At 64.5% G+C, this 17,779-nt stretch carries 16 protein-coding genes; 8 read left to right on the top strand and 8 right to left on the bottom strand.

Translation table 11 applies throughout. From position 1 onward, the window contains the following. From ACLQI9_RS23605 to ACLQI9_RS23595, 3 genes are all read right to left on the bottom strand, one after another. On the bottom strand, positions 1-491 hold a 491-nt coding region (locus ACLQI9_RS23605; RefSeq protein WP_442392281.1), incomplete at its 3' end, for an enoyl-CoA hydratase/isomerase family protein. A gap of 10 nt (positions 492-501) precedes the next feature. After that, positions 502-1,662, bottom strand: a complete 1,161-nt coding sequence (locus ACLQI9_RS23600; RefSeq protein WP_442392280.1) for a thiolase C-terminal domain-containing protein — start codon at positions 1,660-1,662, stop codon at positions 502-504. After that, positions 1,659-2,879, bottom strand: coding sequence for an OB-fold domain-containing protein (locus ACLQI9_RS23595; protein ID WP_442384775.1), 1,221 nt, complete (start codon positions 2,877-2,879; stop codon positions 1,659-1,661). The genes ACLQI9_RS23600 and ACLQI9_RS23595 overlap by 4 nt, the downstream gene beginning before the upstream one ends. Positions 2,880-3,046: 167 nt before the next feature. Between ACLQI9_RS23595 and ACLQI9_RS23590 the strand changes: the two genes are divergently transcribed. The 3 genes from ACLQI9_RS23590 (at position 3,047) to ACLQI9_RS23580 (ending at position 6,022) form a co-directional block, all read left to right on the top strand. Beyond that, complete coding sequence (locus ACLQI9_RS23590) at positions 3,047-4,198, top strand: acyl-CoA dehydrogenase family protein (protein WP_442392279.1); 1,152 nt, start codon at positions 3,047-3,049, stop codon at positions 4,196-4,198. Beyond that, positions 4,195-5,259: an acyl-CoA dehydrogenase family protein gene (locus ACLQI9_RS23585; RefSeq protein WP_442392278.1), complete on the top strand. Its 1,065-nt coding sequence runs from the start codon at positions 4,195-4,197 to the stop codon at positions 5,257-5,259. Before ACLQI9_RS23590 ends, ACLQI9_RS23585 begins: the two co-directional genes overlap by 4 nt. Positions 5,260-5,407: 148 nt before the next feature. Then, entirely contained in the window at positions 5,408-6,022 is a 615-nt protein-coding gene (locus ACLQI9_RS23580) for a cysteine hydrolase (protein WP_442384759.1), read from the top strand. A 109-nt stretch (positions 6,023-6,131) separates the two neighbouring features. On the opposite strand, the gene ACLQI9_RS23575 is transcribed toward ACLQI9_RS23580, so the two are convergent. Genes ACLQI9_RS23575 through ACLQI9_RS23565 form a run of 3 tightly spaced genes read right to left on the bottom strand, consistent with a single transcriptional unit; the run spans position 6,132 to position 9,381 of the window. Then, entirely contained in the window at positions 6,132-6,917 is a 786-nt protein-coding gene (locus ACLQI9_RS23575; RefSeq protein WP_442384761.1) for an enoyl-CoA hydratase, read from the bottom strand. A gap of 51 nt (positions 6,918-6,968) precedes the next feature. Continuing rightward, entirely contained in the window at positions 6,969-8,231 is a 1,263-nt protein-coding gene (locus ACLQI9_RS23570; RefSeq protein WP_442392277.1) for a cytochrome P450, read from the bottom strand. A 22-nt stretch (positions 8,232-8,253) separates the two neighbouring features. Then, complete coding sequence (locus ACLQI9_RS23565; protein WP_442384765.1) at positions 8,254-9,381, bottom strand: amidohydrolase family protein; 1,128 nt, start codon at positions 9,379-9,381, stop codon at positions 8,254-8,256. A 117-nt stretch (positions 9,382-9,498) separates the two neighbouring features. Between ACLQI9_RS23565 and ACLQI9_RS23560 the strand changes: the two genes are divergently transcribed. Then, a complete protein-coding gene (locus ACLQI9_RS23560) occupies positions 9,499-10,425 on the top strand; it encodes an alpha/beta hydrolase (protein WP_442376017.1) in 927 nt (308 codons plus the stop codon). Between the two features lie 4 nt (positions 10,426-10,429). On the opposite strand, the gene ACLQI9_RS23555 is transcribed toward ACLQI9_RS23560, so the two are convergent. Together ACLQI9_RS23555 and ACLQI9_RS23550 are read right to left on the bottom strand one after the other, a co-directional pair. Beyond that, positions 10,430-11,596, bottom strand: a complete 1,167-nt coding sequence (locus tag ACLQI9_RS23555) for an acyl-CoA dehydrogenase family protein (protein ID WP_442376018.1) — start codon at positions 11,594-11,596, stop codon at positions 10,430-10,432. Between the two features lie 3 nt (positions 11,597-11,599). Further along, positions 11,600-12,625 (bottom strand): acyl-CoA dehydrogenase family protein, encoded by a 1,026-nt coding sequence (locus tag ACLQI9_RS23550; RefSeq protein ID WP_442376019.1) that lies wholly within the window; start codon positions 12,623-12,625, stop codon positions 11,600-11,602. A 170-nt stretch (positions 12,626-12,795) separates the two neighbouring features. Between ACLQI9_RS23550 and ACLQI9_RS23545 the strand changes: the two genes are divergently transcribed. The 4 genes from ACLQI9_RS23545 to ACLQI9_RS23530 form a co-directional block, all read left to right on the top strand. Beyond that, positions 12,796-13,980, top strand: a complete 1,185-nt coding sequence (locus tag ACLQI9_RS23545; RefSeq protein ID WP_442376020.1) for an amidohydrolase family protein — start codon at positions 12,796-12,798, stop codon at positions 13,978-13,980. A gap of 1 nt (position 13,981) precedes the next feature. Further along, positions 13,982-15,223: a cytochrome P450 gene (locus ACLQI9_RS23540; RefSeq protein WP_442376021.1), complete on the top strand. Its 1,242-nt coding sequence runs from the start codon at positions 13,982-13,984 to the stop codon at positions 15,221-15,223. Next, positions 15,223-16,851, top strand: a complete 1,629-nt coding sequence (locus ACLQI9_RS23535) for a class I adenylate-forming enzyme family protein (RefSeq protein ID WP_442392276.1) — start codon at positions 15,223-15,225, stop codon at positions 16,849-16,851. Before ACLQI9_RS23540 ends, ACLQI9_RS23535 begins: the two co-directional genes overlap by 1 nt. Positions 16,852-17,071: 220 nt before the next feature. Further along, a partial coding sequence (locus ACLQI9_RS23530; RefSeq protein WP_442392275.1) for a lysophospholipid acyltransferase family protein occupies positions 17,072-17,779 on the top strand: 708 nt, incomplete at its 3' end.

The raw sequence follows: 17,779 nt of genomic DNA, 5'->3' as shown, positions 1-17,779 counted from the left end.
AGCATGGCGGCTCCGCCGTCGCCGGCGACCAGCCCCACCGGCACATGGGGATCGGCGAGATAGCTGCTTTCGCCCATCACCAGCAGATCGGACAACAATGCGATGGAGCACCCGAGGCCGACCGCGGCCCCGTTGACCGCCGACACCAGTGGCTTGCCGAAATTGATGACCGCCTGGAAAACCGTTCGCGCCTCGGCGATCTGGAATGCTCGCGCCTCCGGGTCGTCGATCAGACGGCCGAACATGACCATGTCGCCGCCGGCCGAGAACGCCTTGCCCACGCCGGTGGTGACGACCGCCCGGACGTCATCGTCGGCCTCCAGCGCCTGCCAGATGCCGGCGAAGGCATGGTGCAATTCCTCGTCGACGGCATTGAGGGCGTCGGGGCGGTTGATGCTCACGACGTGTACAGCGCCGGCCTTCTCGACCAGCAGCCACGGGGCGAAGTCTTCGTAGCCGGACAACGTGGAGAGGGCAGACGAACTGGTCATTTCTGAGTTCCTAGCCTTTGTCGTTAGAGAGGATCGTCACGGCCGAGACAGCAGTGGGTCCACCGACGTTGTGCGCCAATGCTATTCGCGCGCCGTCGACCTGATTCTCGGCCTCACCCCGCAGCTGGTTGAACAGTTCGTAGCACTGCGCGACGCCGGTCGCGCCCGGTGGATGTCCCTTGGCCTTGAGCCCACCGCTCGGATTTATCGGGATCGAACCTCCGACGTAGTGTTCTCGACCTTCGACGATCTTGTAGGCCTCGAACCGATTAGCGAAGCCGAGATCCTCATAGCTGATCAACTCCACCCCAGTGAAGCAGTCGTGGACTTCGGCGACGTTCACATCGCGCGGGGTTGTCCCCGCCATAGCCATCGCTGCTTTGGCCGCCCGCACCGTCGGCGGAAACGAGGTCATGTCCGGCTTGTGCTGGTGCATCACCCGGTCCATACCCAGCCCGACGCCACGAACCCACACCGGCCGATCGGTGTAGTGGTCGACGACGTCCTCGGCTACCAGGATCACCGCGGCCGCGCCGTCACTCTGCGGCGTGCAATCGTAGAGCCCGAACGGATCCACCACCATCGGAGCGGCCAGCGCCTGCTCGACGGTGATCTCGTAGCGCAGCTGGGCTTTCGGGTTCGACACCGCATGGAAGTGATTCTTGACCGCAACCATGGCCATGTGCTCCTTGGTGGCCGGCGATTCGTGCAAATAGCGTGCGACGTGCAAGGCGAAGTTGGCCGGCGCCACCAGGCCCAGTGGATAGTCCCACGCCGTATCGCGGGTCATGCCCGCCCATTCCCAGAACGTGGTGTTCGAGGCCGTCTCACGCACCTTGTCCGCACCCGCCACGAGCACCACATCGTAGAAACCGGATGCGATCGCCAAGGTGCCGTTGCGGATAGCGTCATTACCGGTGGCGCAGGCGTTCTCGACGCGGGTCACTGGGATGTCGGTGAGATCGAGGGTGTCCGCCAGAATCCCCGATGGGAAACCGTCGGTGGTCGACAGCTCGCCGAACCAGGCCGCCTCAATGTCAGACTTGTCGATGCCGTTGTCGACGTGTGACACACAATCGGCGTAGGCCATCGGGATCAGATCCTTGATACCCAGCGCAAAGTGTTCGGCGAAAGGCGTCATGCCCGCGCCGACCATCGCCACCCGCCTCACAGCGATGCACCTTGCGATTCGCGGCCCGGCCAGAACGCGTATCCGTAGTCGGGGATGCCCGCACGGGTGGCGATCCTGCGAAGGACGACCGAACCTGCCTGGCCGATACTCGACTCGCCGGCGACGGCGCCGGTCACCTTCAGCAGCACACGTACCGGGCTGTCATCGAGTTGGACAACCGCCAAAGAGTACGGGCTCGGCAGATCCGGAACCGGAATACGGATCGTGGTCTGCGTGTAGATGGTTCCGGTGCGGGGCAACGGCTCCAACCGGTACTCGGTGGCCAGTGCGCCGGCCGAATCGACCCGCGCGCGCGGTGGGAACACCGGCGCCGAGTCGATGCCCGGTCTCTCGTCGAATATTGCTGCCTCCCAGCGCAATTTGGGTTCAAATGCGCGAGCGTAGGCGGCCAACGAGATGGGAATCCCAGTGCCCTCGGCGGTGTTGGTTTTGGGCAGTTCACCCACGAGCGTCTCGTCACGCCTCACCACGGGCGCGATCACGGTGTTCGTCAGGTGCGCGACGGTCACCATCGACTGCTCGATCGCGAGAATCAGTCCGTCGGAGCGACTTTCCAACGCAGCCGCGATTAGCCGGATCACTCCGGCGGCTGAAGCGCTCGGGTCTTCGTGAGCGGCAACGGTATCGAAGCCCAACCCGAGTTCCTTGAGAGTCACACCAGCAACCACCGCAACGACTCGTGAGTCGGCGAGATTGAGGCGGGCCAGCGTCGATTTCACACCGACCTCGCGTTGCAACCGCGGATCGGCATAGGTGTGGCGGGCGCCGTCCTGGCCACGAACCAAGGTGGGCAGACTGCGATTCTGCCGGGCGACGGACGTGATGGCGGCACCGCCATCTCCCAGCAGAGCGGCCGCCGCACCTGCGGCGTTGTCAGAGTCGTCGGCGGCGATGACAAGCGTGCCCGCGTCGCCGGCAACAAGCTGGTCCAGCACCGCCGGAGCACCACCAAGCACCTCGGTGACCTGTACATCGGCAGGCAGCGATAGGCCGGCCAGCAGGACCGCACCGTTACCGCCCTCCAGTAACGGGAAGTCCCGCGACACGATCACGACACGATGCGCGGAGGCGTTTGGATCGGCGGCGCGCCCCGCTGCCACCGCCATGGTGAGAGCGTCTTCATCCGGACCCGGCACTCGCCGGTCGTGCTGACGCCATGGGGGCAAGTAGGTGCCCACAGATTGGATCTCACTCACAGCCGTCAGCCCTCGCTCGCATGCTATTCGGTATCCTTAATAAGGTATATAGTTATAGCATTCTGGGCAAGCACGGGCCGCACTGCATCAGGAATGACGAAAGGACCGCGGACCTGACACAGGACTTCTATCTGCCCCGTGCTGCTGCCGGCGTTACCGTCGACCCCTTGAGCGTGTTCGAGAAACTGACCCTCAGCGAACCCGAACTGACGGCACTACGGGCGTCGGTTCGGGACTTCTTGCGCAACGACCGCGCTGAGTTCGGCTGGCAGCCGACGGTCGACGCATGGTTGTCGCGATGGGACGAGGCCTTCAGCGCCAGACTCGGCGACGCCGGCTTCCTGGGTTTGACCATCCCTACCGTCTACGGCGGACAGGGACGCAGCCACCTCCAGCGCTACGTCGTGACCGAAGAGCTGCTCACCCACGGCGCTCCGGTGGCTGCGCACTGGGTGGCCGACCGCCAAGTTGCGCCCGCAGTGATGATCTACGGCACTGACGAACAGCGACAACGGATTCTGCCGCGGATCGCGAAAGGACGCTTGTTCTCGGCGATCGGGATGAGCGAGCCGCAGGCCGGCTCCGACCTCGCCGCAGCTTCGACCAAGGCCAACCGCGTCGACGGCGGCTGGATACTCACCGGCAGGAAGATCTGGAGCAGCGGCGCACACCGCGCCCACCAGATAGTGGTGCTGGCTCGATCCAGTCCGGTCGAGTCACAGCAGCGGCACTCCGGCTTCAGCCAGTTCATCGTGCCGACCGATGCGCAAGGGGTACGCATCGAGCCGATCGTCTCGATGGACGGCGACCATCATTTCAGTGAGGTCGTATTCGAGGGCGTGTTCGTCCCCGATGCCGACGTGCTCGGCGAGATAGGGAACGGCTGGCTTCAAGTGACGGCCGAGTTGTCATTCGAGCGCAGCGGTCCCGAGCGGATCCTGTCCACCGCCCCTCTCATCGGGGAGTGCCTGTGCGCACTGTCGGAATCCCCATCGCCGCCGGACCGCCGCACCGTGGCCGATGTCGGTCACCTGCTGGCGCGCCTGATTTCCCTTCGCCAGCTGTCGATCTCGGTCGCACGCTCCCTGTCCGATGGTGTCGACCAGACCAACCGGGCGGCGCTGGTCAAGGATCTCGGTACCCGCTTCGAGCAGGAGTCGGTGGAGGCGGTCGCCGGTCTTGTCGACGGCCTTCCTCTGGAACCGCGGCTTCGCGCCATGCTCGACGCCGGCCGGTTGCACAAGCCGATGTTCACGCTGCGCGGCGGCACGAACGAGGTACTGCGGGGCATAGTCGCGCGAGGGATGGGATTGCGTTGAGTACGTGGCTCTCCGGTGGGGTGCTCGACAATGCACCAACCAACGATGACTCAACCGAGCTGCGTCAGCTCGTCGACGACATCGGTCGCCGGTCCTTCGATGCGCGCATCGGCCACCGGGGCCACCCCGACCACTTCGACGACGCCCTCTGGCGCGCACTGGCCGAGACCGGCCTGGACCGGCTGACCAGCACACCCGACCTCGGGGCGACCCCCGCCGACGCCGCGGTGGTTCTCCGCGGGCTGGCGCGCCATGCCGGGGCGGTACCGATCGCCGAGACCGACCTGATGGCGTGCTGGCTCGCGGGCGAAGCGGGGTCCGAGGCGCCACCGGGGCCGTTGACGGTCGCGATCGCGCGGGGCGCCATGTCGAACGGCACAATCGCCGGAACAGCGGCCCGGGTGCCGTGGGCGCAGCAGGCGGCCGCCGTCGTTCTGGCAGTGCGCACCTCGGACGCGCTGCACGTGGGGATCATGCATGAACCCGAGATCGAGGCCAGTCACAATCTGGCCGGCGAACCCTGCGGGACAGTCGAATTCGCCATCTCGACCGATCAGTTGATCGCGCTGCCCACGCCGATCGCCGACGAGTTGTCCTGTCGCGGTGCATGGGCGCGCTGCTGCCAGACGATCGGCGCCCTAGACGCCGCCGCCGAACTCACCGTTGCTCACACCCGGGAACGATCGCAGTTCGGGCGTCCATTGAGCGCCTTCCAGGCGGTGCAACATGCCCTGGCCAACATGGCCGGTGACATCGAACGCGCACGCGCGGTAACGACAGTGGCTGTCGCCGCAGCCGACGAATACGGTTTCGCCGCTCCGCAGACCCGCCACGCCGTCACGGTCGCAAAGGTCGTGCTCGGGCAGGTGGTTGATCCGGTGACTACGATCGCCCATCAGCTACACGGCGCCATCGGCGTCACCGCGGAACACCCACTCTGGCTCGCGACCTTGCGCGCGCAGGCCTGGATCGACGAGTTCGGTAGCACGACCGAGCATGCCTACCGGCTGGGCGCTGCCGGCATTGCGACGCAAGCCCTGTGGGACATCGCCATACAGTGACGAGAACTCGAAGAACCCGAGCACTTCGGCGCAAGCTGGGCTGTGGTGCACGGGGACGCGTCGTCAAATATGCCGCCGGCTTCATATCGGCCTTAGGCGCGACCGTGCATCGAAGTGCGTCAACAAGAGTGTGACGGAAAGGAACCCGATGTCGTCCACGTCCCGACGGATCGCAGAATCGTCCACCACCGCGGTGGTTTGTGTGGAGTGCCAGAACGGCGTGATGGGACCCAACTCGGTGCTCCCGGCGCTTGGTGCCGACACCCGAGATTTGGTAGGCAACATCGGTCGGGTGCTGACCGCAGCACGAAGCAGTGGGGTCGTGGTTATCCACGCCACCTTCGAGGGCCTGCTCGGAAGCGACCATGTCGGCTCGGCACGGATCTGGCGCGCTCTTGGGCCGGCCACCGAGGGGTGGACGCCCGGCAGTGCACCCACCCAGGTCATCCCGGAATTGCTGGGGCCCGACGACCTCGTTGTCGCCCGCCATCATGGGTTGTATCCGACTCTCGACACCGAATTGCTGCCAGTACTGGCCAGCCTCGGAGTGCGCACCGTCGTCCTTGCCGGTGTGTCACTGAATCTCGCGCTACCCTTCACCGCCGGCCACATGTCCCAGATGGGGTATCGGGTGGTCGTGCCCCGCGACGCCGTCGGCGGCACTCCCCCCGTCTACGCCGACTTAGCAATCACGCACACGATGGCGATGTTGGCCACGATCACGACGATCGAGGCGCTGACCGCGGAGTGGGCGTCAGGATGACATCAAAGAGGTCGAGCACCTGCTCACGATTTTTCGCGCCGACGTGACGCGACTCGCGGATACACCGAAGGGATGTTGATGGCATCAGAGCTACGAAAGCGGCTCGACCTCAGCTTGGCCGACGGATCTGGCGTCGGTTACGTTCTGCGACTTGTCGATAGCGCTCGCCCAAGTCGTCGGTATGCCTGGCAACGGTGGTGGCGATAGTCTGCTCGGCCGCCAGGGCGGGGTTGATGATCGCGGCAGCTCCAGTCACGTACATCGCTTTGAGCCCCTGCATGACTGGTGGCGATACTTCACAGATTTGCGTTGCCAACTCGACAATCCGATTCAGCAGCTGCGTGTGTGCAACGACCTCTGTGACCAGACCCATCGTCTCCGCTCGAGAGGCATCGATGACCTCACTGGTCATCGACAGCCTTCGGGCCATACCGGCTCCGATAATGCCGGGCAGCCGCGCAGTCATGCCTGCACCGGGCAGGATTCCCACCCGGGCATGGGTGTCGGCGAAGACGGCTTGATCGGACGCCACGAGAAAGTCGCACCCGAGTGCCATCTCCATGCCGCCGGTAATCGCCGCCCCGTTTATCGCTCCGAGGACCGGCTTGCTCAACTGGGCGACCTTGGTGATGCAGTTCTCGGCGTGAAGCCGTTCGAAATAGGCCGCCCCATCGCGCTGCACCTGCTTGAGATCCAGTCCGGCACAGAACGCCGGATCCGCGCCTGTCAGCACGACTGCACGCACGGACATATCGCGATCGGCGTCGATCAAAGCAGCGTGCAAGGCGCTGATCAAGTCGGTGTTCAACGCGTTTCGCGCCTCGGGACGGTTCATCGTCAGCACCCGGACCGCGCCGCGGTCCTCCAGCAAGACAAGCTGGTTCAAGGCAACCATGATGCGGGCCTGGAGAATTCGTTATCGCTCATGTAGGCCACGCCCATGTCCCTAAACCCACGCGAGCTCGACCTTTTGCCAACCGTTCAGCAGCGCCGTCGGGTTGCGTTTCAGCGTTCCGGCTATCTCGAGCCGGTCGAGGTACGGAAGTAACCCGCCGACCGCGGCGCGCACCTCCTGACCGGCGAGGTGCGCACCCAAACAGAAGTGGATGCCGTGCCCGAATGCCAAGTTCTTGCCAGGGGGCCGGGTGATCAGGAAGCGGTCGGGATCATCGAATCGGCGCGGATCTCGGTTGGCCGCAGCCATATGCAACGCGATAATTGCGCCCTTGGGGATTGGGGTGCCGGCGATCTCGTTGTCTTCGGTCGCCTCACGGAAGGCGAATTGGATCGGGGAGGTCAATCGATTGGCTTCGTCCACCGCATTGGGCAGCAGTCCGGGATCGTCGAGCAACAACTTGAGCTGGTCCGGGCAAGAGAGGAGCTCGACCACGGTGTTGCCGATCAGATTCGTCGTCGTCTCGTTGCCGGCGACCATGATGGTGATTGCGACCATCAGTGTTTCGACATTGCTTAGCGACTCGTTGTCGATCGCCGCCACCATGGCACTGACCAAGTCGCCCTTGGGTTCTGCGCGACGTTCCTCGATGAGTGGAACGAAATACGTGCTGAACTCTTTGATCGTTGCCAACATCAATTCGTTGCGCTCGGCGGGGCTGCTGAACACCCCACCCGCTGCAGCGGCGAACGCGTCCGACCAGCGCTTGGCCTGGCTGTAGTGGTTGCCGTCGATGCCGAGGATGTGGCAGATCATTTCGACAGGCAGCGGAACGGCGAAGCGCTCCACCACGTCGAAGGCGGGTTGGTCCTCGATTCCGGCCAAACAGCGCAGGACGATCTCCTCAATCGCAGTCGCCATCTCCTTGATGCGCGGCGGCGTGAATCCCCTGCTGACGATGCGGCGCATCCGGGTGTGTTGGGGCGGGTCGGCCGCGGCGATGGTCTTCGCGGAAGCCATCTCGGCCATGTCCACCGGGATGCCCGCGGCCAGCGCGAGCAATCGCTCGACCACCTCGGGTTTCATCTCTTCATCGGGCGGCGCGGATCCCTCGTAGGGGTTGGGTCGCGACGAGAACTGCTGCGGATTCGACTGGACCGCCTTGACATCGTCGAACCGCGACACCACCCAGATGTCAGAGCTGGTGTGGTAGACGGGAAATCGCTCCCGCAATTCGGCGAGTACCTGCGGCAGCTGATCTCGTGGTCCGGGCTTGAACGGGTCGAACATGAAATCGGATCCATTCGCACTCATCGTGTCTCGGTCAATGTTTGCCTCAGTTCCAAAAGCGGTACAGCGTGCGGGCATTGAGCTCGACGATCTTTCGGGCCTCATCGTCGGGCACATCGACGAGGTGCTCTGCAAGCAACTTGCGGGTGTGCGGCCAGTTGGAGTCCGAGTGCGGATAGTCGCTTTCGAACATGATGTTGTCGATGCCGATCCGGTGCCGTTGCTCGATACCCGACTGGTCGGAGATGAAACAGCCGTAAATGTGCTCCCGGAATAGCTCGGAGGGAAGCTTGTCGGCGTTGATGTTGCACCAGTACTTGTGTCGGCCCCAGGAGTAGTCGATGCGTTCCAGTAGATACGGCATCCAGCCGATGCCGCCCTCAGAAAGCGCTACTTTGAGCTTGGGAAACTTGTAGAACACGTCGGACATCAACAGGTCGACGGTTGCCATCATCGAGTTCACCCCGAAAAGCGCGATGCTGATGAACATATCGCCGTCCGGCGCGAGCCCCTGCGGCATGCCGCCGGAGCCGAAGTGCATCGACAGCGGAAGTTCGGCTTCCTCGCAGATGCGCAGGATGGGATCCCAATGGTCGGTGTGGAACGACGGCAAGCCTAGTTTGTGCGGCGCCTCGATAAACGAAACCGACTTCGCACCCTTGGCGGCGGTGCGTTCGATCTCGGCCACCGACGCGTCGATGTCCCAGAATGGGACCATGATCAACGGGATCTGGCGCTCGGGAGCATAGGCACACCACTCATCGAGGATGAAGTCGTTGTAGGCGCTGATGCACAGCTTCGCGAAGTCCTTGTCCTCGGCGGCGTAGAACGTGCTGCCGGCGAATCCGCCGAAGTTCGGAAAGCACAGTTGGGCCCAGGTGCCCTCGATGTCCATGTCCTTGATGCGGTCGGCGATGTGGTGGCAGCCGGGCAGCATGTCGTCGTAGCTGCGCGGATCCATCCCGAAATCGCGCGGATGCTTACCCGCCACCGCGTTGAGAGCGAAGTTGCCGGATTGCTTGCCCTCGTAGAGCCAGGTGTCGTTTCCGTCAGGGAGCTTGACGATGCGTGGCGCCACGTCTTCGTACTTTGAGGGCAGCCGGTCAAGCCAAACCCGCGGGTGCTCGATGACATGGTCGTCGACCGAGATGATTCGTGCGTCTTCGGGAAGCATGTGATCTCTTTCTGAGAGGCATCGCATCTCAACAGTAGAACGCTACCTGCGCCAGATGCAACGGGCATACTATGCTGACGCCGCGGTGAAGTAACCGCATGTGCTGGGAGGCGGTTGATGGTCATGCTGCGTCGAGAAGCACTCGACCCCGAAATTCGCGAAGCCGTCCGCGATCTGCCCGATTTCGTCTTCTCCACCGAGACCGTGCCGATGATGCGTCAGAACGCCCCGTTCCCGCCCGTGCCGGCACCCGACATCGAGTGCGTCGACCTCACAACCCATCCCGACGGGGGGGTCGCGCTGACCCTGCTGCGTCCCCGCGGCGCTGCCGGTGACCTGCCGACCCTGTACTGGATGCATGGCGGCGGGACGGTGATCGGAAACCGCTTTATGGATAACGCCCGCCTCAACGAGTGGTGCCGCTCGCTGTCCTGCGCCTGCGTCAGCGTCGAATACCGGTTGGCACCGGAAGCGCCCTATCCGCTGCCACTAGACGACTGCGACAGCGGACTGAGGTACATCGTTGATCACGCGGCCGATCTGCGGTTGGACCCGCGCCGTATCGGGGTCGGTGGACGCAGCGCCGGCGGGTTACTGGCCGCCGCTCTCGGGCTGCGTTGGCGGGACCAGAGGCTCGATGGTCTGGGATTCGCATACCTCGAATACCCGATGCTCGATGACCGGATGACCACGCCGTCGAGCGCGCTCGACGGCCTTCCAATGTGGAGTCGGGAGTCCAACGCATTCGGCTGGCGCAGCTATCTGGGCGAGCGCTACGGAACAGACGACGTGCCGCCGGACGCGGTTCCCGCCAGGGCCGCCGATCTGGCGGGCCTACCGCCGACCTTCATCAGCGTGGGCACGGCGGACTGCCTTCGAGACGAGTCGATCGATTTTGCCGCTCGCCTGTGCCGGGCCGGCGTGCCGACGGAGCTTCACGTCTACGCCGGCGCGATTCACGGGTTCGATATGTTCGCCGACTGCGCAGTGGCCAAATGCGCCGCGCGCGACAGTGCGGATTGGTTGGCCCGCCAATTCCGCTGACGTGTCAGCGGCGTGGACGGCTGCGGGGTAGCCCTAACCTGTTCTCGACGATCAGGCTGCGCAGCACTTCGCTGGAACCGCCGTAAATCGTCGTTGCGACTGCGCTGCGGTAATGGGCATCCAGCGCGCCGTCAACGGGAGCCTCTGGGTCAGTCCAATCCAGCATGCCCGCGGTTCCGGCGATATCGGCGGCGGCGGCGGACGCCCGCACATAGCTTTCAGGACCGAACAGCGCCGACACCGGGCCCGGCTTGTCGCCTTCGGCGTCCAGGAACGCCACCCGCAAGGCGAGCAGATCGGCTACCTCGGCCTGCATCGCCACATGGGCCAGGCGCTCGCGCACCAGGGGATCGTTGATGAGCGCGGTGCCGTCCGTTCCCCGATGCGTGCGGGCGAATTCGAGCGCATCGGCTGCCACCAATCCCGTCCGTGAGGCGGGCGCGACGTTCTGCTCGGCCTCCAACGCGGCCAGCATCACCGAAAAGCCCTGGTGCGCTTCGCCAACCCTGTTGGCGTCGTCGACCCGCACGTCGTTGTAGAACACGATGTTGGTGCGTTCATGGCCCATGGTGTGCACCGGCCGGATTTCGATACCGGCTGAATCCAGCGGTACCAGCAGCATCGTCAGGCCCCGGGTGCCGGCGGACCCCGGCGCCGAGCGGGTGAGCAGAAAGCAGTAGTCGGCGAGATGCGCGAAGGTGGTGAAGATCTTCTGGCCGTTGACGATCCAATCTTCACCGTCTCGCTCGGAGCGGGTCGCGCAGGCGAAGACATCAGATCCGCCCGCGGGTTCGGTGTAGCCGAGGCAGATAAGAATCTCGCCAGCCGCAACGCTCGGCAAAATCCTGGCCTTCAGCTCTGCTGAGCCCGCGGCCCTGATCGCGTTGGCGGGCAGCATCGTCGTCCCGGGCCCGATCGTAGGAACGCCTCCCCGGCGCAGCGTATCCAACAGCACAGCGGTCTCGAATTGATCGAGTCCGGCCCCACCCTGCACCACCGGCCAGGCCGGGGCGATCCATCCGCGCTCCCCCAGCTTTCGCGTCAGCTCCCGGTCGGCACCGTCTCCGGTGCGTCGCTCGTTTTCGATCACCGCGCGGGTGACATACCGTGCGACGAATTCTTCTGCTGCGCTGCGGATTCGGGCCCAGCTCGCGGGTTCGCTGAAGTCCATGGCTCAGTGACTTCCTGTGCTCACCGGGCCGAAGCGCCTGTCAGCAAGGGTGAGCAGTTCGCGCCGCGGATCGGCGAATGCGACCGCCCACGCTTTGGCGCGTCGGTAGTAGAGCTGGATGTCGTACTCCTCCATGAAGCCGTACCCGCCGTGGACGTGAAGGCTGTGTCCGGCTGCCTCATATGCGGTCTCGGCGGCGAATACGAACGCCATCGAGGCCAACGCCGGCCCGTCAGCTTGCCCCGAATCCATCGCCCAACAGGCCTTTTGGATCAACAGTTGTGCCCCGTCCAACGCCGCGACAGCGTCGGCGAAGGGGTGAGCGACGGCCTGATACATCGCGATGGGCTGCCCGAACGCGTGACGCACCTTCGCGTAATCAGAGCCGATGCGCACGGCCTCGGCGGCCAGTCCGATCAGTGCCGCCGCCCGCAGCACGCGGACCTCATCAAGGGCTGTGGCGAACATCGTCCGGGCCGAATCGCCCTCGGCCAGGCAGCGGCGCTCGCAGCCTTCGGGCCATCGGGCCAACGCCAACCCGCCGAAGTTGGGCCGTGGGGTTCGGGCCAGCCCGGCCGGCCGTATCGCATAAAGCAGAGAACCCCCCTCGACGGCGAGAATCGCATCCGCGATCGCTCCGTCGACGAGCAGTTGCTTCTCGACCGGTCCAGGTCCGGTGGCCAGCGACACGATAGACGAGCCGGTCAGCACCGGGCCGATCAGCTCCTTTTCCCCAAGCCGGCCCAGCAGTCGCGCCGCGGCCGCGGTCTCGGCGATCGGTATCGGGGCGAGGCGGCGGCCCGCCTCCTCCGCTACTAGCGCCAGCTCGAGCAGACCCCCGCCCACGCCGCCGCAATCCGACGCCACGCCGATCCCGAGCGCTTCCGTCTCGCTGAAGCGCCGCCACAGGTCCTTGTCCAAGCCCGACGACTCCGCCGCCCGGACGCGCTGTGGCGTCGCCTCCTTCCGGAAGAGCGCTGCGAAAGTCTCGCGGACCGCACGTTGCTCTTCGCTCAACCGCAGGTCCACACCAGATTCCTCCCGTGTCCGAGGGCTCGACGGCAAGAGCGGGACTGCCGTACCGAGCACATTACTCCTGGCGGAGTTGGTACATGCAAAAAAGTAGCGCATTGTTCTCTTCTTACGCACTCGATGTTACTGTCGAGCGCAATAGGCACGGCCGACCGAGGAGTTCGACGATGACACAGAAGCTGGGTTTTCCGGTCTTCGACGGCGACAACCATATGTATGAGACTCGCGATGCGTTGACCAAATTCCTTCCATCCGAGTACCGCGGTGCGATCCGATACGTCGAGGTCGACGGCCGCACGAAGATCGCCACCCTCGGCCAGATCAGCGATTACATCCCCAACCCGACCTTCGATAAGGTCGCCGCGCCGGGCGCCCAAGAGGACTACTTCCACAACGGCAACCCGGAAGGCAAGAGCCACCGGGAGATCCTGGGCAAGGCGATCGAGGCAACCCCCGCGATGCGTGAGCCGGGACCCCGGCTGGCGCTGCTCGATGAACAGGGCATCGACAAGTCGATGATGTACCCGACGCTGGCCAGCCTGGTCGAGGAGCGGTTCCGGGATCACCCCGAAGCGACGCACACGATCATCCACGCGTTGAACCAGTGGCTGGACGAGACATGGTCTTTCAACTTCAAGGACCGGATCTTCACCACTCCGATCATCACCCTGCCGATCGTCGAGAAGGCGATCGAAGAACTGAACTGGGTGCTCGAACGGGGTGCCCGCGCGGTCTTGATTCGGCCGGCCCCGGTTCCCGGACTGCACGGTCCGCGCTCGTTCGCCCTTCCAGAGTTCGACCCGTTCTGGAAGCGGGTCAGCGATACTGGCGTGCTGGTCGTCATGCACGCCTCAGACAGCGGCTACTCTCGCTACGCCAACGACTGGGAAGGCGGCGGCGAGTTCCGTCCCTTCCAGCCCACTCCATTCCGCTCGTACTACAGTCTTGCGCGCAACCCGGCGGAGGACGCCGTCGCGGCGCTGGCCTGCCACGGTTTGCTCACCCGCTTCCCAGAGCTGCGTATCGCTATGGTGGAGAACGGAACAACATGGTTGCCAAGGCTTTTCAATAATCTCAGCGATACGCACAAGAAAATGCCCCAGCTCTATAGCGAGGACCCGCTGGAAGCGATCCGGCGCTGCGTCTATTTCAACCCGTTTTGGGAAGAGAATGTGGTCGAGCTCGCGAAACTGGTGCCGATCGACCACATCTTCTTCGGCTCGGACTACCCACATCCCGAGGGCCTGGCCGAACCGCTCAGCTACGCGGATCGCCGTCGCGAACTGGGCGACGACGAAATCGCCATAGTAATGGGCGGAACGCTGTCGAACGCGATGCGGGTGGACGCCTGAGATGTCAACGGATCGGAGCGCGCCGCACGCAACGAGAACGCGTGAAGACGGCGCCCCGGCGGAGTTCAACCCGTACTCGGATGTCTTCTTCGACGATCCGTATGAGACCTACCGGTGGATGCGCGATGAGGCGCCGGTCTACTACAGCGAGCGCTGGGACTTCTACGCCCTGACCCGCCACGAGGATGTTGTTGCCGCGCACCGGGATTGGGAGACGTTCAGCAGCGCCTACGGGGTGACCTTGGATGCGCTGTCGATGCGGCATCGGTTCAGCACCAACATGTTGATCATCATGGACCCCCCGGAGCATGAGCGACTGCGCAAACTGGTGCGGCAGGTGTTCACCAAGGCAGCGATCGCCAATCTGGAGCCGCTCGTGGTGGAGGTCGTGACCTCCTATATCGACGCGCTGAAGGATAGGAAAAACTTCGATGTGGTGGCCGACTTCGCCGTCCTGTTCCCCGTGGAGATCATCTCCTCGATGCTCGGCGTCCCAGCCGGCGAACGACAGCAGATCCGGTTGTGGACCGACGGATTCCTGCACCGGGAGGAAAACAACCCGTTCGCCACGGAAAGTGGCGTGGCCGATTCGATGGCGATGGGCGAGTACTTCCTGGAGCTCGCCCATGAGAAACGCCGTAACCCCGACGACCTGATCATCAGCAGACTGGTCACAGCCACCTACGAGGATGAGGCGGGGGTGACGCACCGGCTCAGCGACGACGACATCGCCACGTTCGCGGTGCTTCTGGCCGCGGCCGGTAGTGAGACCGTCACCAAGTTGGTGGGCAACGGAGTGATGGCCTTTCACCGCAACCCCGACCAGTGGGAGTTGGTGCTCGCTGATCCCACACTGATTCCCGGCGCGATCGAGGAGATGTTGCGGCTTAATCCGCCATCCCAGTATCAGGGGCGTTTCGCCACCCGCGACGTCACCCTCGACGGCGGGACGATTCCGGCGGGCTCCCCCACGTTGTTGGTCACCGGAGCCGCGACCCGTGACCCGCGGGCCTACCAGCAGCCCGACGCGTTCGACATCCGGCGCGGCGGGGCCACCACGCTGGCATTCGGCTACGGCGCGCACAGCTGCCTCGGGTCTTGGCTCGCGCGACTCGAAAGCCGCGTTGCCTTCCAGCACCTGCAGCAGCACTGGCCGCGCTTCGAGGTCGACACCGACGGCCTGCGCCGGGTCACCATGTCCAACGTCGCCGGCTACTCCCACATCCCCGTCCACGTCGGCTGATGGCCGGAGTCCTTGCGGCAGTGGACGATTCGACACCGAACGGTATGCCGGCCAGCATCCCCGAGCTCCTGCGAATCAGGCGCGCCGAAGCCGACGGCGAGTTCCTCGTCACTGACGACGAGCGACTGACGTTCGGCGAAGCCGACACCGCGTCAATGGAGTTGGCCGACGCGTTGCTGGCCTCCGGTGTCGGCAAAGGGACCCGGGTCGGGATCTTGTTCGCCAACTGCGCCCAGTGGCTCATCTCCTGGCTCGCGGCCGCACGAATCGGCGCACTCACCGTTCCCCTGTCGACTTTCGCACCCGGTGCAGAACTCGCGCGGCTGTTGCGGCACACCGACGTGCAGACAGTACTCATGGGCCGATCCATCGCCGACCGCGACCTCGTCGAACGCATGCAGGACGCGCTGCCAGGCCTCACCGACGGGGGGGCCGTGATTGCCGAGCCGGCAGCGCCCTATCTGCGCCGGATCCACGTCTGGCCGGGGTCTGAGCGCGCCTGGGCCTCACCGTGGCCGCGGCACACGGAATCGGCTGCATCGCTTACGTATTCGGCCGAAGGCGAGGTTGTACCCGCGGATGACCTCGTCGTGGTCAGCACATCCGGGACGACGGCGCTGCCGAAATCCGTCGTGCACTCGCACGGGAGCTTGGTACGCCACGCCTACATTCTGGCGCGCCATCGCGGCGTCACCTCGACCGACCGCATCTATTCGCCGATGCCGTTCTTCTGGGTGGGCGGCCTGACGATGGTTGTGCTGCAGGCGCTTTCGGCCGGCGCGGCTATCCTCGCGCAGGATGTATTCGAAGCGGGTAGCACGCTGGCACTGTTGGAGCGGGAACGGGCGACGTTCATCTCATGCTGGTCGCAGGCAAGCCGGGCCATGGCCGACCATCCCGACTTCGCCAACCGCGACCTATCAAGCGTACGGGGCGGCACCATGCTCGAGGCGTTGCCACCCGACCGGCGGCCACGCGAGCCTGACCTCGCACCCAACCTGCTGGGCATGACCGAGACCGGCGGCCCGCACACGATGGTCGAGGTGCCCGACACCCCGCTACCACCGGAACTGCGTGGCTCATTCGGGATTCCGCTACCGGGATTGGTGCAGCACCGGATCGTCGAACCCGCCTCCGGCACCGAGGCGCCCGACGGCCAAGAGGGCGAGATACACGTTCGCGGTCAGATCGTGATGAGCGGTATCTACAAACAGGAACGCCACGAGGTGTTCGGCCCCGACGGCTGGTATGCCACCGGGGATCGGGGGTGGTTCGACGATGCCGGCCACCTGCACTTCACCGGCCGCGCAAGCACTCTCATCAAGACCGCGGGATCCAACGTGTCGCCGGCTGAGGTCGAATCCGTGTTGGATTCGATCCCTGAAGTCCTGCATAGCTTTGTGGTCGCCCTACCGCACCAGGTTCGCGGGCAGGTAGTCGGGGCCGCTGTCGTGCCCGCCAACGGTGCGCAATTGTCGGTCGAGAGCGTCGTCGCCCACGCTCGCCGCAACCTGTCGTCGTTCAAGGTTCCCACGGTCGTTCGCCTTGTCGCGGAGGCCGATCTGCCCATGCTTCCCACCGGCAAAGTCGACCGCCAAGGACTCGTGCGGGTCCTGACCGCCGATTGACCCGTTGTGATTGGCCGCGATCTGATCGGAGAACGAGCATGACATCCAAAGTCGTTCAATGGGGTACCGGCAATCTCGGAAGGTCGGCGGTGCAAAGCATCCTCGAGCCTCCAACTCTGGCTACTGTAAGAGTGCGCGCGAGCACTGCCGAGTTCACACCGAGGCAAATGGCAGCGTCATGGTGGCACCCAAACACAATGCACACACTGCAGGGGAAGGCATGAGCGGCAGCGATATTGATAATTCGGAGATCGCCAAGTGGGATCCCGCCTTCAGTGAGCTGTTCACGAAAGTGGTCGGGTCGATTGTCAAGCGGTGGTTCCGGGCGGAGGTGCGGGGCTTGCAATCCTTCCCGCCGGCCGGCGGCGCGTTGGTGGTGCACAACCACTCCGGCGGCGCGCTGACGCCCGATCCGCTCATCTTCGCCCCTGCCTTCTACAACGAGTTCGGATACGACCGCCCTGTCTACACCCTCGCCCACTACGTGGTGTTCTTTACCCCGTTCCGCGGATACCTGGGCCGCCTCGGCGCTATCCATGCCAACCGGGACAACGCTGCTAAGGCATTGCACTCGGGTGCGGTCGTGCTGACGTTTCCCGGTGGCGACTATGACGCCTACCGGCCGACGGTGACCCAGAACGTTATCGACTTCCACGGCCGCACCGGATATGTCAAGACCGCCATTGCAGCCGGTGTGCCGATCGTGCCCGTTGTGTCGATCGGCGGCCAGGAAACCCAACTTTTCCTGGCCCGCGGCACTTGGCTGGCCAAGCGATTGGCTCTCAAGCGCTTTCGGGGGGAGATTCTGCCGCTTTCCATCGGTTTCCCATTCGGCCTGACTGTGCTCTTCCCCGCCAATCTGCCGTTGCCGACTAAGATCGTTACTCAGGTGCTGGAGCCGATCGACATCTTCGCCCAGTTCGGCAAG

It is taken from the genome of Mycobacterium sp. (assembly GCF_052143115.1).
Classification (GTDB): domain Bacteria; phylum Actinomycetota; class Actinomycetes; order Mycobacteriales; family Mycobacteriaceae; genus Mycobacterium.
The sequence above is the reverse complement of the archived record's forward strand: the minus strand, read 5'-3'. Positions and strand labels throughout refer to the sequence as shown.